This is a genomic window from Bradyrhizobium sp. AS23.2 (assembly GCF_001908185.1).
In the GTDB taxonomy this organism is placed as follows: domain Bacteria; phylum Pseudomonadota; class Alphaproteobacteria; order Rhizobiales; family Xanthobacteraceae; genus Bradyrhizobium.
The window spans coordinates 1-13898 of the sequence record NZ_LGHM01000231.1 but is presented as its reverse complement, the minus strand read 5'-3'; the positions used below and the strand labels follow the sequence as shown (position 1 = coordinate 13898).

At 63.9% G+C, this 13898-nt stretch carries 18 protein-coding genes; 11 read left to right on the top strand and 7 right to left on the bottom strand.

The window, feature by feature from the left end; genetic code table 11:
* Positions 1 to 70: 70 nt before the first annotated feature.
* Positions 71 to 1087, top strand: a complete 1017-nt coding sequence (locus AC630_RS38465; RefSeq protein WP_074123576.1) for an ABC transporter substrate-binding protein — start codon at positions 71 to 73, stop codon at positions 1085 to 1087.
* Positions 1088 to 1123: 36 nt separating this feature from the next.
* Here AC630_RS38465 and panB read toward each other — a convergent pair whose 3' ends face one another.
* Positions 1124 to 1948, bottom strand: a complete 825-nt coding sequence (gene panB / locus AC630_RS38460; RefSeq protein ID WP_074123575.1) for a 3-methyl-2-oxobutanoate hydroxymethyltransferase — start codon at positions 1946 to 1948, stop codon at positions 1124 to 1126.
* Between the two features lie 282 nt (positions 1949 to 2230).
* Between panB and minC the strand changes: the two genes are divergently transcribed.
* The 4 genes from minC (at position 2231) to AC630_RS38440 (ending at position 4458) form a co-directional block, all read left to right on the top strand.
* Positions 2231 to 2920: a septum site-determining protein MinC gene (gene minC / locus AC630_RS38455; protein ID WP_074123574.1), complete on the top strand. Its 690-nt coding sequence runs from the start codon at positions 2231 to 2233 to the stop codon at positions 2918 to 2920.
* Between the two features lie 19 nt (positions 2921 to 2939).
* Complete coding sequence (gene minD / locus AC630_RS38450) at positions 2940 to 3755, top strand: septum site-determining protein MinD (RefSeq protein WP_074123573.1); 816 nt, start codon at positions 2940 to 2942, stop codon at positions 3753 to 3755.
* A complete protein-coding gene (minE, locus tag AC630_RS38445) occupies positions 3752 to 4033 on the top strand; it encodes a cell division topological specificity factor MinE (protein WP_074123572.1) in 282 nt (93 codons plus the stop codon). The genes minD and minE overlap by 4 nt, the downstream gene beginning before the upstream one ends.
* A gap of 239 nt (positions 4034 to 4272) precedes the next feature.
* Positions 4273 to 4458, top strand: coding sequence for a hypothetical protein (locus AC630_RS38440; RefSeq protein WP_074123571.1), 186 nt, complete (start codon positions 4273 to 4275; stop codon positions 4456 to 4458).
* A gap of 92 nt (positions 4459 to 4550) precedes the next feature.
* On the opposite strand, the gene AC630_RS38435 is transcribed toward AC630_RS38440, so the two are convergent.
* The 4 genes from AC630_RS38435 to AC630_RS38415 all read right to left on the bottom strand — a co-directional run bounded on the left by AC630_RS38435 (position 4551) and on the right by AC630_RS38415 (position 7345).
* The gene (locus AC630_RS38435; protein ID WP_074123595.1) at positions 4551 to 4802 is read right to left on the bottom strand and encodes a hypothetical protein; all 252 of its coding nucleotides are present in this window, start codon (positions 4800 to 4802) and stop codon (positions 4551 to 4553) included.
* Between the two features lie 202 nt (positions 4803 to 5004).
* The gene (locus tag AC630_RS38430) at positions 5005 to 5394 is read right to left on the bottom strand and encodes a hypothetical protein (protein WP_074123570.1); all 390 of its coding nucleotides are present in this window, start codon (positions 5392 to 5394) and stop codon (positions 5005 to 5007) included.
* Positions 5395 to 5659: 265 nt separating this feature from the next.
* Positions 5660 to 5890 carry a DUF6894 family protein gene (locus AC630_RS38420; RefSeq protein ID WP_074123594.1) on the bottom strand — a complete coding sequence of 77 codons (231 nt, stop codon included), beginning with the start codon at positions 5888 to 5890 and terminating at the stop codon, positions 5660 to 5662.
* A 393-nt stretch (positions 5891 to 6283) separates the two neighbouring features.
* Positions 6284 to 7345: a hypothetical protein gene (locus AC630_RS38415; protein WP_074123568.1), complete on the bottom strand. Its 1062-nt coding sequence runs from the start codon at positions 7343 to 7345 to the stop codon at positions 6284 to 6286.
* A 329-nt stretch (positions 7346 to 7674) separates the two neighbouring features.
* Between AC630_RS38415 and AC630_RS38410 the strand changes: the two genes are divergently transcribed.
* The 4 genes from AC630_RS38410 to AC630_RS38400 all read left to right on the top strand — a co-directional run bounded on the left by AC630_RS38410 (position 7675) and on the right by AC630_RS38400 (position 9885).
* A complete protein-coding gene (locus AC630_RS38410; protein ID WP_074123567.1) occupies positions 7675 to 8271 on the top strand; it encodes a L,D-transpeptidase in 597 nt (198 codons plus the stop codon).
* Positions 8272 to 8384: 113 nt separating this feature from the next.
* Positions 8385 to 9374: a hypothetical protein gene (locus AC630_RS38405; RefSeq protein WP_074123566.1), complete on the top strand. Its 990-nt coding sequence runs from the start codon at positions 8385 to 8387 to the stop codon at positions 9372 to 9374.
* Positions 9375 to 9392: 18 nt separating this feature from the next.
* Positions 9393 to 9557 (top strand): hypothetical protein, encoded by a 165-nt coding sequence (locus AC630_RS45975; RefSeq protein WP_167561367.1) that lies wholly within the window; start codon positions 9393 to 9395, stop codon positions 9555 to 9557.
* Positions 9558 to 9663: 106 nt separating this feature from the next.
* A complete protein-coding gene (locus AC630_RS38400; RefSeq protein ID WP_074123565.1) occupies positions 9664 to 9885 on the top strand; it encodes a hypothetical protein in 222 nt (73 codons plus the stop codon).
* On the opposite strand, the gene AC630_RS38395 is transcribed toward AC630_RS38400, so the two are convergent.
* Positions 9882 to 10316 (bottom strand): COG4315 family predicted lipoprotein, encoded by a 435-nt coding sequence (locus AC630_RS38395; protein ID WP_074123564.1) that lies wholly within the window; start codon positions 10314 to 10316, stop codon positions 9882 to 9884. The genes AC630_RS38400 and AC630_RS38395 overlap by 4 nt on opposite strands.
* A gap of 195 nt (positions 10317 to 10511) precedes the next feature.
* The gene (locus tag AC630_RS38390) at positions 10512 to 10976 is read right to left on the bottom strand and encodes a MarR family winged helix-turn-helix transcriptional regulator (protein WP_074123563.1); all 465 of its coding nucleotides are present in this window, start codon (positions 10974 to 10976) and stop codon (positions 10512 to 10514) included.
* 101 nt (positions 10977 to 11077) lie between these two features.
* Between AC630_RS38390 and AC630_RS38385 the strand changes: the two genes are divergently transcribed.
* Both AC630_RS38385 and AC630_RS38380 read left to right on the top strand, forming a co-directional pair.
* On the top strand, positions 11078 to 13000 hold the full coding sequence (locus AC630_RS38385; protein WP_074123562.1) for an FAD-binding monooxygenase: 1923 nt from the start codon (positions 11078 to 11080) through the stop codon (positions 12998 to 13000).
* 154 nt (positions 13001 to 13154) lie between these two features.
* The coding region (locus AC630_RS38380; protein WP_074123593.1) for an SH3 domain-containing protein at positions 13155 to 13898 on the top strand (744 nt) is incomplete at its 3' end.

Sequence of the window (13898 nt, the reverse complement as noted above, 5' to 3'; positions counted from 1 at the left end):
CGGGCTTGTTGCATTGGTAGCCTCACAGGGGGAGAGCGACAAGCCGGGTCGCGCAATGAGGAGAGATGCGATGAAGCGTTTGCAGGCGGTTGGCTCGGCTCTGGTCTTGGGCCTGATGCTCGGTTTGCCGGCGGTCCCGGCGCGGGCGGGCGAGGCGGTCAACCTGATCCTGAACTGGACGCCGACGGCCGATCACTCACCGTTCTATTACGCCAAGGCGCAAGGCTGGTACGAGAAGGCCGGAATCGACCTGACCATCGAGGTCGGCAAGGGCTCGGGCGTCTCCGCCGCCAAGGTCGGCTCCGGCGGTTCGCCCTTCGGCATCGCCGATCTCGCCACCATGCTGGTGGCGAAAAGCAAGGGCGCCGACGATGTGGCGCTGATGAGCATCTACGCCAACACCGGTCAGACCTTCTACTGGCTGAAGAGCTACGGTGTGAATGGCGTGAAGGATTTTCCGAGCCACAAGATCGGCAACCCGCCCGGCGATGCTTCGCGCGTGATGTGGCCGGCTTTTGCGAAGGCCGCAGGCATCGCGCCGGACTCCGTCAGCTTCGTCAATATCGGACCGACCGCGAAGATCGCGGCGCTGAAGAGCCACACCGTCGACATCATCAGCGATTTCTACAACGAGCACGATTTGAAGGTGATCGAGTTCGGACCCGACCTCGGCTACTCCAACTGGAAGGACATCGGGCTCAACCCGTACGGCAATTCGCTAATCGTCAACGGCGCTTATCTGCAGAAGAACCCGAAGCTGGTCGAAGAGTTCGTGCGTATCTCGCAGAAGGCCTTTGCGGCCTGTGTCGCCGACGTTGCCCCATGCCTGAAGGCGTTGCTCGACCAGGTCTCCGGTCTCGACAAGGAGAACCAGGAGCGTCAGTGGGAGCGTATCAAGTACCTGATGACGGACGAGTTCACGACGACGAAGTCGCTGGGCTGGATCGACGGCGAGCGGATGAAGAAGGACTACGAGTTGGTCCAGACCTATCTCGGCATGGAGAAGCCGTTCGACGTGACGACCGCGTTCACGACCAAGATGCTCGATCCCGCCATCAAGATGGATGCCAGCAAGGTGAAGAAGTAGGGGGCGCTGTGAGCGAGGCCCGACGGCCGCCGCGGATCATCTGCCCTTCTTCATTTCGTACACATGTTCCGGCCCGGGAAAGGCGCGAGACCGCACGTCGGCAGCATACCCCTCGATCGCCGCTTCGATGGCCGGGCCGAGATTGCCGTACCGCCGGACGAATTTCGGTGGTCGCGGCGACAGCCCTAGCATGTCCTCGAGCACGAGCACCTGGCCGTCGCAGGCTGCGCTCGCGCCGATGCCGATGGTGGGAATGGCAACCGTCTCCGTAATCTTGCGCGCCAGCGGTTCGGCTACAGCCTCGACGACGACCGAGAATGCGCCGGCATCGGCGACCGCTTTCGCATCCTCCTCGATCGGCCCCCAGTCAGCCTCATTGCGTCCCTGGGCACGGAACGAGCCGAGCGTATTGATGGATTGTGGCGTTAGGCCAATGTGACCCATCACAGGGATGCCGCGCCCGGACAGGAATGCAATCGTCTCGGCCATGCGGACCCCGCCTTCGAGCTTCACCGCGCCGCATTGCGTTTCTTTCATGATTCGTACGGCGGAGTTGAAGGCCTGCTCCCTGGAGGCCTCGTATGATCCGAACGGCATATCGACCACGACCAGCGCCTGCCGGGAGCCGCGCATCACTGCCGCGCCCTGAAGGATCATCATGTCGAGCGTGACCGGCACCGTGGTCTCGAAACCGTGCATGACGTTTCCAAGGGAATCGCCGACCAGAATGACGTCGCAATGCCGATCCACCAGCGCTGCCGTATGCGCGTGATAGGACGTCAGCATGACGATCGGCTCGCGCTGCTTGCGTGCACGGATGTCCGGCGCGGTCTTGCGTCTGGAGGTGGACTGAACTGACATGCTCGGGCTCCATTTGCGGGGACGCGGATCGAAAGCCGGATGTCGGGAGCATGTCAATCCAAGATAATCCGGGTCGCGATCAGGCTCGGTGTGTGCACGGCGAAGAAGCAACGCTCTCGCAGCCCGGATTGCGCTGATCCGGGCTGCGAGTCGCCGCTGCGGACAGACTCCGGCTTTCGCGAGGACGATAAAGGTCGGGCACGTCTGCGGGGAAGTTAACCGGCCGTTAACCAAATTGACCGCATCGTTAACCATTCAATAACGGGGAACGAGTCGGCCGCTATGGAGGCTGCAGCAAAATCTCAACGCCAAATGGTGCGCCTGCGCGGGCGCTCCTATGTGGCCTTCGTGTTCACTCCGACGGTTCCGATCCAGGACTGGCTGCTGGAGATCGACGCCACGATCGCGCGCTCGCCGGGTTTCTTCGCGGGCCGTCCCGTGGTGGTCGATCTGTCCTCGGTCGATCTCAGCCAGTCTGGCATCGGCCATCTGCTTACGAGCCTTCAAGATCGCAACATCCGCGTGCTCGGTATCGAGGGGGTGGAGGAGGCGCGGCTGACGCCGTCGATGCCGCCGCTGCTCTCGGGTGGACGCAGTTGCGTGGTCGAGCCGAGCGCGCCCAAGAAGGTGGAGACCAAGAAGCCAACGTCGCTGCTGCTCGAAAGCCCCGTGCGCTCCGGACAGACCGTGATCTTTCCCGAAGGCGACATCACCATTCTCGGTTCGGTCGGCTCGGGCGCCGAGATCGTCGCCGGCGGTTCCATTCACGTCTACGGCGCGCTGCGCGGCCGCGCCATGGCGGGCGTGAACGGATATACGAGCGCGCGCATCTATTGTCAGAAGATCGAGGCCGAACTGCTTGCAATCGATGGCTTTTATCAGACCGCCGACGATATCGACGAGGCCTTGCGCGGCCGGCCGGCCCAGGCCTTTCTGCAAGGCAACGCCATGCGAATTACTGAACTGAACTGACCAGAAGGAGACTGTAGAGATGGCCAAGGTACTGGTCGTGACATCTGGAAAGGGTGGCGTCGGCAAGACGACGACGACCGCCGCACTTGGGGCTGCGCTTGCGCAGCGCGGCGACAAGGTCGTCGTCGTTGATTTCGACGTCGGCTTGCGCAACCTCGACCTCGTCATGGGGGCCGAGCGCCGCGTCGTGTTCGACCTCATCAACGTGGTGCAGGGCGTCGCAAAACTGCCGCAGGCGCTGATCCGCGACAAGCGGCTGGAGAATCTGTGGCTGCTCCCGGCCTCGCAAACCCGCGACAAGGACGCGCTGACGGAAGAGGGCGTGGGCAAGGTCATCGACGACCTGCGCACCCGCTTCGACTGGGTGATCTGCGACAGCCCGGCTGGCATCGAGCGCGGCGCCGCCATGGCGATGCGCTTCGCGGACGAAGCGGTCATCGTCACCAATCCGGAAGTCTCCTCGGTGCGCGATTCCGATCGTATCATCGGCATGCTCGATTCCAAGACCGTGCGGGCCGAGAAGGGCGAGCGCGTCGAGAAACACATTCTCATCACCCGATATGATCCCTCCCGCGCGGCGCGCGGCGAGATGCTGACCATCGACGACATCCTGGAAATCCTCGCAACGCCTTTGCTCGGCATCATTCCTGAGAGCCAGGACGTGCTGAAAGCCTCCAACGTCGGCACGCCGGTGACGTTGTCGAACGTCGATGGCGCACCGGCGCGGGCCTACATCGACGCGGCGCGGCGCCTGTGCGGCGACACCGTGAAGATGCAGGTGCCGACCGAACGCAAGGGATTCATGGATCGTCTGCTGCGGCGGAGGGCTGCATGAGCATGGGTCTGCTTCGACTTCTCCGCGGCAACAAGGCCACGGCACCCGTCGCTCGCGAACGGTTGCAGATACTGCTTGCGCACGAGCGTGGAATGCGCGGCCAACCCGACCTGCTCGGCGTACTGCGTGAGGAAATTCTCGCCGTCGTGTCCAAGCACGTAAAGCTGGACCCGACCAAGGTGATCGTACGGCTCGATCGTGGCGACGAGGTGTCGACCCTGGAGGTCGATATCGAGGTGCCGAACGACTTGGAGCGCAAGCGCGTGGCGGTTGGGTAGGGGACGCGGCCGAAGACTTACAATTTGGGGTGGGTGAGAAGGCGGTCCGCTGGGCATGGCGGGCCGCCTTTGTCGTGCTGGCTTGCCAAACACGGTTTCACGCTTCGAGCCGTTCAAGCTCCTGGGCCTGCCAATGTGATCGGCAGTGGGCGGAACGGGACCTGCGCTCTCATCGTTGTAACGGACCCGCGGGACGGCAGGCCGATGGCTCCGCGGTTTCGTCAAACGGGAGAGCGCCCATGATGTCCGAGGTCCAGGTCCACACCGTCGCGCGGCAGATGCTGGAACGGCATGGTTTCGCTGCGATTGCGAAGGCCGCCGAACGGGCGCAGGCCTGCGAGGGGCGCGGCGAGGCCGATGAGGCCAAGGAGTGGCGTCACATTGTCGACGCCATGAAGATCATGCGTGGGCCTCACCACAGCTGATCGCGACCAGCTCGCCCGGTTCCCATCCTTGATCGTGTCGAGGACGCGGCTCGCCAGCGCCTCGACCACGAAGGTTCCGCGCGGAGAGTGTCTCAGCGCTCGCCCTGTTCGGCGCCTTGCACGCCAGACTTGTGCTGGGTCTGTGGCTGGCTGCGTTCGCCCGTTTCCTTGCAGGGGAGCTGCTCCCACGATCCGTCCGGCGCCTGCTGATAGGCGCTGCACGATGACGGCGCGGTCGATTTGTCTTCGCCCTTCTGGGCGTCGGAATTCCTGGCCTGCACCGGCGCAGCCAGCACGGCGCTCGCCGCGAGCGCGCCGGCGAAGACGAGATGAGCAATTCGCATGGGCTTCTCCTGTTCGAAGATGCCCACATGCTGGCGAGGAATGTGACGATTATTGGCCGTGACGGCGGTTCCGTCGCGGCGTGCTTAACGCCGCGAAAGAGTGCTTGGAGTCCCGTTCCGATGGAATCGGAACGGGACTCTGGATTCTCATTTTGACGCGTTTTCTATCCGCGAACCGGTGTCCATTTCGTTCGAAAACGCTCTAGCCGCCCTTGCTGCGGATCAGGCCGGCGAGGTTGGTCTTCTGCGCCTCGCACCAATTGGTCATGCCGAGGCGGCGCTGGTCGAGATCGGTCATCTGGGTCGCCACCGCGACCTCCGCCATGATGTCGTCGGCCTGCTTCTCGCCCATCTTGCCGCCGGTGTGCATCCAGGCAATCGCCTTACGCACCTTCTCGGTGGTGTCGTCGGGGAGGTGCATCTGCTGCGCCTTTTGCACCAGGTCCTGGTAGGCGACATCCGTGCCGGGACATTCGACCTTGGCGGCGAAGGCCTGCAAGACCATCGTCACATAGGTCGAGCGTGGATGGTCCTCGGCTTGGGCCGGAGCGGCGATCAGCAACAGGCCTGCCATCAGGAAACCGGTGCGCATCCTTGGTACCTCCTCGTTTTCTGGGGAGGCTAGCGTCCGGCAGGCCGCTCCGCAATGGTGCCGGGACGCGATTGTCGCGCGTCGCTGCGCTATCGTGGCGGCCTCTCGACACCGGAGAGCGACATGAGCCTGTTCAGCACGCCATTCGATCCCGCACGCGACACCGCGCTGGTCACCGGCGCGGGCAACGGCATCGGTCGCGCAATCGCGCAACGCCTGGTCGGTGAGGGCGTGCTGGTTCGAGGCGCCGATGCTGGGCGACTAGCTAGCGCTGCCAGGCCGGCACGGGATCGAGCGGTGTGCGATAGACCTCGTTGTGATTGCGGTCGGTAACGCGCACCGAGCAACCCTTCCGTTGCAGCTCCGGCTTCACCTGCGATAGCTCGTTTGCTAACTGGTCGGCGCGATCGGAGGCAACCTCGATGTCTTCGAGGATGATTCCGCCCTGGTTCTTGAACTCTTCACCAACCACAAGATCGAAGGAGTAGTAGGGCATCCGAATCTCCCGGTGTGATGAGCTGAGCTTCATTGGAAATCTCAACACATGCGGATGATACCACTGAGTCGATATCTATCGAATGAACGGATCGCGCAATCTCTGTGCTTATGGCGCAGAAATGATGTGCGGGTCGCAGGCACGTTAAGGATTTATTAAGTATGCCGATCTGATCATTAGGCATGAAATTGCAACAGAACCGGGCTCCGGGAACCGGCAGTTGCAAGAGAAGGCCGGCGGCATAGATCCCGACGGCCTTTTCTCTTGGGGTGCCGGAAACCGACCGAAGCATCGCTTCCCGTAATTGCCCGGACTCAACACATCACATCGACTCGGACGGCGTACCGTTCGCCGCGCAGCGGTTTGCCGTGACGGACCGTCGCGCGATATTCGTCAATGCACCGGCATCGGCGGGCGCACGACAGGCCCGTTGTCATCGGCGACGGCTTGCGTCGTGATAACCGGCGCGGCCGGCGGCGGGGCTGCGACGGCCTGTGAAGATGGCGGCGGAGGCGCGAGCGGCGCGGGCGCATAAGCCGGCGCATAGGTTTGCGACACGACTGGCTTCGGTTTGCGTACCGGCGGAGCCGCGGGCCGTGGAGGCACTGCAGACACACGCGCGCGCGGCTCGATAGGCCTCGTCTCAGCCACCGGCCTCGGTGCAGGTGGCTTCGTCATCTCGCGCGCCATCTGCTCCTGTCCAGCCTTCAACTCGGCGATGTTGGCCTTGAGCTGTTCGATCTGCTGCGCCATCGCGGCGAGATCGTGCGTCATCGATTGCACCGACGGCGCAGCTTCGGCCTCTGATGCCGCGGGCGCGGCTGCTGCTGTCGCGGGCGCGGCTGCTGCAAGCTGAGCCGCAGGCGGTGGCGCAGATGGATCGGCCGCTTGATCGGCTACTGCCTGCGTCGCGGGTGGTACGGCCTGCGCAGCGGCGACCGGCGCTGTCTGCGATGTCGAAGGTATCAGCGACACCAGCGCGGGCGTCCATTCCGCGAGCATCTGCTTTGCGGTATCGCCGTGCTTCTCCCAGGCGAGTGTGGCAGCCACGCTGCCGCCCGCAAACAAAAACGTGACGAATGCGCCGCGCAGCCACTTGCCGGCGGACGATCGCTTCTGCCGGCTGAGACCATCGCCGGGCGCGACCCGCACGGTCGTGTCGACCGAGGGCGCCGCAGCCTGCGGCTCCAAGACCTGCGGCTTCAAGACCTGCGGCTTCAAGACCTGCGGCTTCAAGACCTGCGGCTCCAAGACAGGACTGAACTTCGGCTCCGGATTCATCTTGGGCTCTGGACGGGGCGTGATCTCCGGCGCAAGCGCGGGCGACACGCTGCCGGGGCGTGAGGCAAGCACGATCTCAGGCGAAATCTGCACGGCGTCGTGCGGATCGTTGTCTTTGACCGTGTCCTTCACGATCTCATCGACGATTTGCCTGCTGTTCAGCGTCGCGAGCATCGCAGCTCCTTTGAAGCCTTGGTCGTTCGCATTGGCGCGAGCCGATCTGTTGAGGTGAGCCCATCCCAAGCCCGATGACGCACGAGTCCAGCCGGGTTTGACCAAAGCAAGGCGATGGGATGGAGACTGTGCGACGCTCTTCCGCCGTTTGTGGTGATGGAACCCCGGCTAACGGACACGCGGACGTGTCCACGCTGCCTTGTTTTCAGCACGATTTGGGCAGCATATAAGGCGGCTGGGGGTGCTGCTATCCGCTATCGGGGGGGCCGGCGGTGCCAAAATCTCTATTCGCTTTGTTCGTTGTTGCCTTGCTTCCGCTGGGTGGTTGCATGCAGGCAACGTATTCGCCATCGACCGACGCGAGCATGACGCCGCGCGATCGGCAGTTGCTCGCGCACACGCCTTACGCGCAGGCGAGCGTGCCCCAGCAATATCTCCGTCACATCGTCGATTACCCGCGCAAGGAGCAGCCGGGCACGATCCTGGTCGATACCGATGCGCGCTATCTCTATTACGTGCTGCCGGGCGGCAAGGCGATCCGCTACGGTGTTGCGGTCGGCGAGGAGGCCATGGCTTTCTCAGGCGTTGCGCGCGTAGGTCGTTTGGCGGAATGGCCGGACTGGGTTCCGACCGCAGAGATCCAGGCGCGGCTTGGACCCTATCCGGCGCGCGTGCACGGCGGTCCCGCTAATCCGCTGGGGGCGCGGGGCATCTATCTCTATGCCGGCGACAAGGACACGCTTTACCGTATCCACGGCACCAACCAGCCCGAATATATCGGGCAGGCGATCTCGTCGGGCTGCATCCGGATGCGCAATGAGGACGTTATCGATCTCTACGACCGGGTGAAGCTCAATGCGACGGTCGTGGTGCTGCCGCCCGGGCAGAGCGCGCAGGCCGGGACGACGATAGGCTGGCGCGGGTAAGCGAACGCGGCGCGGCATTCGCCCGGTGCGCTGGTTGTTGACAATTTTACCGATTGTTTTGCACGGGCCGTAATGCTTCGCGTCTAGCGTGCAGCGAGCAAGGGATTGCTCGCATGTATCTCGTCAAGAATTCGCCGCGCGCGCTGTTCGCCGCGCTGATTCCGCTGGCCATCGTCGAAGCCGTGCTGCTGGTCTTCGCAGTCGCAGGCGGGCAGGTGACGGATCCCGAAGGCGTGCCGGCGCCGGATCGGATACTGGTGTTCTATGCCGGCCGCATGGCCATGAATGCGGCCTTTCTCTTCGCCGGACATATCGTGCTGCGGCAGTGGAAGATATCGAGCCGGCTTGCCTATGGACTGATGGGCGGCGTCATGGCCGCTGTGAGCTACGGTATCGCGATCCGCAACCACATCCAGCTTGCATCGCCCGGTGACGGTACGGTGGTGACAATCGGTCTCCTGCCGACGATCGCGGGGGTGATCGGCGGATTCCTCTATGGCCAGTTCGCCGGTCTGAGCCCGGTTGCGCGCGCAGCCGGCGAAGCTCCCGCCGCCAGCGCACAGGGCGCGCCGTCAGTGGCGCCCGTATTCGACGGGCCGGTGCGGGTCCGCACATCAGTTGCAGCCATGGCGATCGCCGCGCTGATGCCGACGGTGCTCGCAACGCTTCTCCCCTACACGCTGGTGCCGCTTCTGATGCACGGCTTCGCCGACAAGAGCACCGCGCATATCTTCGCGGCCGTGATGCCGGTGCAGATATTCATGACGATGATGGTGATCTCGGTTATTCCTTCGAGCATCTTCATGCTCTGCGTGCACCATGTCGCGCGGGCGATGAGCCGTCGTAGCGCGTGGGAATACGCGGCGATCGGAGGCGTCGCGGCGTTTGCCTGCGTGCTGCTGCTTTCGTTCGCGGTGCCGCTCGTCGCAGTCCTCCTGATACCGGCGGCGTTTTGCGGAGCCGTCATGGGCGCGCTCTATCGCCGCTTTGCCGGCCTCGAGCCGATGCCGTTGCCGGAAGTCGTGATCGCAACCGATCCGAATGCGCTGGTCGGCGCCGATCATCCATCGCGGCGTCAGCACAGCGTCATTCTCAGCAACTGATCGCCACGGGGGGGAAGCATGAAAGAGTTTGCAGCGCTCGGCGCGGGAATAGTGATCGCTGCTGTGGCAGCGCTCTGGTTCACGACCAGGCCCGTGCTGGTGAAGCAGGAGATCAGGCCGCTTCAGGCGAGCGCCGAGGTGTCGACGTTCAGGCCGCTGTCCCCGAATTCGCAGAACGAATAGGCGACGACGATCACTCCGTTTTTAAGTTGCGAAAGGTGAACGGCTTCACAACCGGTCCGCGCCGGTTGCGCTATGCCTCGATGGCTCGTTGCCATTGGAGGCAATCATGCAAAAATTCATTGATCAATTGAACGAGAACGACCGGCCTGTTGTGAGGAAATGGCGCCTGGCCGCGTTCGGCTTTTACGGGTCCATCCTGGCCGGAATGGTGCTCTACGTCGCGCTGCACTGGAATCCGGAGGTGAATTACGCCTCTGTCGATTCCGGGGCGCGCGCGAAGATCGTGGGCACGTCAGGCCCGGGCGGGCCCACGCCGTTCTCGCCCTAATTGTCAGGCCGGGCGACGCGCCATTGCGGGGTCGTGGCATTGCCGTTGGCATCGCCCGGCGCCTTGTCGGCGGGCGAGGTGTAGAGCGGGCGATAGCGGTACGCCCACATCTTGCTGCCGTCGTTGCGGTCGATCACGGTGAAGTCGCCGATGGCCCTGGCGTCGGCGGTCGCGGCCAGCGGCACCCAGCTTTCCGTGCACTTGCCGTTGCAGTTCGACGTCTTGCCGGTTGTGTCGTGCTCATAATAGTAGAGCGTCATGCCCTTGAGATCGACGAGCTTGGGACCCTGCTTGGTCAGGAACACTTTCGCCGGTGCGGTCGTCGCCTCGGGCTTCGGCGGAGGAGAGGCATCGCCACCGCCGTGGCCGTTCGCGAGCGCATGACCCGTCGCGAGTGCGATGGCAGCGGCCGCAATGAGAAACCTGAACATCCAAAACTCCCGAACGGCAAAGTTAATCGCGCGTTAAGCGCCGAATGGGGGCGGACGCTAGCAGCCGAAGGTTAGTTCCCGGTTTCGCGGCACTGCGACAATTACGGATACGAGCATGATCCGGAAAGTGTGAAGCGGTTTTCCTCGCGACAACCGCGGAACGCGGTTGCGCGGAGATCATGCTCAAACAACAATCTATGCCTGCGCATCGCGCAGCGGGGCGCGGCTCAGCTCGTTGCCGGCAGCGATGGCCTTGCGCAGGAGCCGCATCAGCTCCTCGCCTTCCTTGGCGCTGAGACCGCGCAGCATGACGTGCTGGGCGGACGCGACGGCCGGCGTGATCTTGCGCAGCGTACGACGGCCCTCGTCGGTGATCTCGAGCTCGCGGGCGCGGCGGTCGCGGCTGGAGGCGCGACGCTCCGCAAGCCCCTTCTGCACGAGGCGATCAACCACGCCGGTGATGGTGGTGCGGTCGTAGGCAATCAACCCTGCGAGCGTCACCTGGTCGAGCCCCGGATTGGCCTTGATGGTCGCGAGCGCGGCGTATTGCACCGGCGTCAGGTCGAAGCCGGCCTCTCCGACCTCGGCCAGGAAGACCGCAACTGCGATCTGCTGGAACCGGCGCGCCAGATGCCCGGGCATGTCGTTGTTGTCTTTCACCGGATTCTCCGTTGGAGCGAAGGAGGGTGCGGGATTATTGACAAGTATACTGATAGTCAGCATACTGATCAATATCCAAACGTTGGCAGGGAGAGGTGCTCATGCAATTCCATCTCAATGGATTTCAGCCGGGCGACCCCGAGATCGCCGATCCCGCCGAACGCACTCAGCCCCCGGGGGCAGCGGGCGCCGTGCCTGAAGAGGTCGATGTCCTCATCGTCGGCTGCGGTCCCGCTGGCCTCACGCTCGCCGCGCAGCTCGCGCAATTCGATGACATCAAGACCTGCATCGTCGAGCAGAAGCCGGGCCGCCTGCTCGTAGGCCAGGCCGACGGCGTCGCCTGCCGCACGATGGAGATGTTCCACGCCTACGGCTTCAGCGAGCGCGTGCTGAAGGAGGCCTATTGGGTCAACGAGACGACGTTCTGGAAGCCGGACGAGCGGGCGCCTGAGACAATCGTCCGCAGCGGCCGGGTGCAGGACGTCGAGGACGGCCTGTCGGAATTCCCGCACGTCATCCTCAACCAGGCGCGAATCCACGACGGCTTTCTCGACGTCATGCGCAAATCGCCGGCCAAGCTCGAGCCCTATTACGCCAGACGCCTGCTCGACCTCCAGGTCGATCCGGCTGCAGGTCCCGCCGATCATGCCGTCACCGTGCGCCTCGAACGGGTCGATGCCGCGAACGAGGGCAAGGTCGAAACGATCAGGGCGCGTTACGTCGTCGGCTGCGACGGCGCGCGCAGCACGGTACGCAAATCGATCGGCCGCGAGCTGCATGGCGATTCCGCCAACCACGCCTGGGGCGTGATGGACGTGCTAGCGGTGACCGATTTTCCGGACATCCGCTTCAAGGCCCTGATCCAGTCGGCGAAGGACGGCAGCCTGCTGATCATTCCGCGCGAGGGCGGCTACATGGCTCGCCTCTATGTCGAGCTCGCAAAACTCGACGTCGGCGAACGCGTCGCCAACCGCAACATCACCGCCGATGACGTGATCGCCAAGGCGCAGCGGATCCTGAAGCCGCATACGCTCGAGGTGAAGGAGATCGCCTGGTGGTCGGTCTACGAGATCGGCCAGCGCCTGACCGACAAGTTCGACGACGTGCCCGAGACCGAGATCGCCTCGCGCCTGCCACGCATCTTTATCGCGGGCGATGCCTGCCATACCCACAGCCCGAAGGCCGGGCAGGGCATGAACGTCTCGATGCAGGATGCCTTCAATCTCGGCTGGAAGCTTGCTGCCGTCTTGCGGAAGCAATGCGCGCCGAGCCTGCTGCATTCCTATTCGGCGGAGCGCCAGGCGGTTGCGAAGGAGCTGATCGATTTCGATCGCGAGTGGGCGGCAATCCTGGCTTCCGCAGCGAAAGCGGGCGGCGCCGATGCCGCCAAGACGCAGGACTACTTTGTGAGGCATGGCCGCTACACGGCCGGTACGGCGACGCATTACGGGCCCTCGGTTCTGACCGGCGCGACATCGCATCAGCATCTCGCGCAGGGGCTTGTCATCGGCAAGCGCTTCCATTCTGCGCCAGTAATCCGGCTTGCGGACGCCAAGCCGGTCCATCTCGGCCACGCGGCGCAAGCCGACGGTCGCTTCCGCATCTACGCATTTTCGCGTGCGGAGGATCCCGCCGCGGCGGGCTCGTCCATTCGTGCGTTGTGCAATTTTCTCACCGAGGCAAGGGAATCGCCGCTCAAGCGATACACGCCAGCCGGCGCCGACATCGACAGCGTGATCGATCTGCGCGCGGTCTTTCAGCAGGATCATCGCGAGCTCGCGATCGAGGCGATGCCATCGCTGCTGCTCCCGGGCAAAGGCCGCTATGGTCTGATCGACTATGAGAAGATGTTCTGTCCGGACCTCAAGAGCGGCCACGACGTTTTCGCAATGCGCGGCATCGATCGGAGGGCCGGTTGCATGGTTGTCGTACGCCCGGACCAGTATGTCGCGAACGTGCTGCCGCTCGATGATTTTGCTGCGCTCGCTGCGTACTTCGATAGGTTCATGCTGCAGGTGAACTGACGGTCAAACAGCGCTCTCGCGCGCTGTGCCGATGAACGGCGAATGAATATTGAACCGCACGCGGCGTGCGTCTCAATCTTTCGGCTGATGCAACCACCGTGCGCGGAACGCTCATTCCGCTGGCGCGTTCCGATTTGCAAAGGAGGAACACGCCATGAGACTCAGAAGCGCTTTAGTTGCCGCATTGCTGCTCGCGCCAACCGCCGCACTGGCCGCGCCGGGCATCGTCACCGTCTCGACCGGCTTGCGCGCCGGGCCCGGTTCGGGCTTTCCCCTGGTCGATCGCGTCCCCGAGGGCGCCCGCGTCGACATCCATGGCTGCCTGCGCGGCAATGCCTGGTGCGACGTGAGTTTCTCCGACGATCGCGGCTGGGTGTCGTCGCAATATCTCGAATATCTGTATCGCAATCACTACGTCTATCTCCCCGACTATGTCGACGAGATCGGTGTGACCGTCGTGCCCTTCGTGCTGAGCTCGTACTGGTCGAATTACTATGAAGGGCGGCCCTGGTATCGTCGCCATGCCTACTGGAACAATTACTGGAACTCGCACGAGCGCCTGGCGTCGCGGATGACGCTCGATCCGCGAGCGGCCCGCATCGGCCGCGCGGCGACGCGCGATGCGGCAGTCGCATTGGGACGCAACGGCGTGAATGCCAAGGACAATGCCGCGATCTCCGGCCGTGACGCCGCGACCGCACGGCGTGACGCCGCCATCGCCAAGCGCGACGCTGCGATTGCGACCGACCGGACTCGCGTCGGACGGACTGACCGCTTGGTGAATGAGCGGGCCAATGTGCAGAGCCGTAATCCGCGCGATGCACAGGCACGCATCATGCACGAGCAGGCGGCGAGCCGCTCCGCGGCGCGTGCGCAGCCGATGGCGCGCGCGCATGAG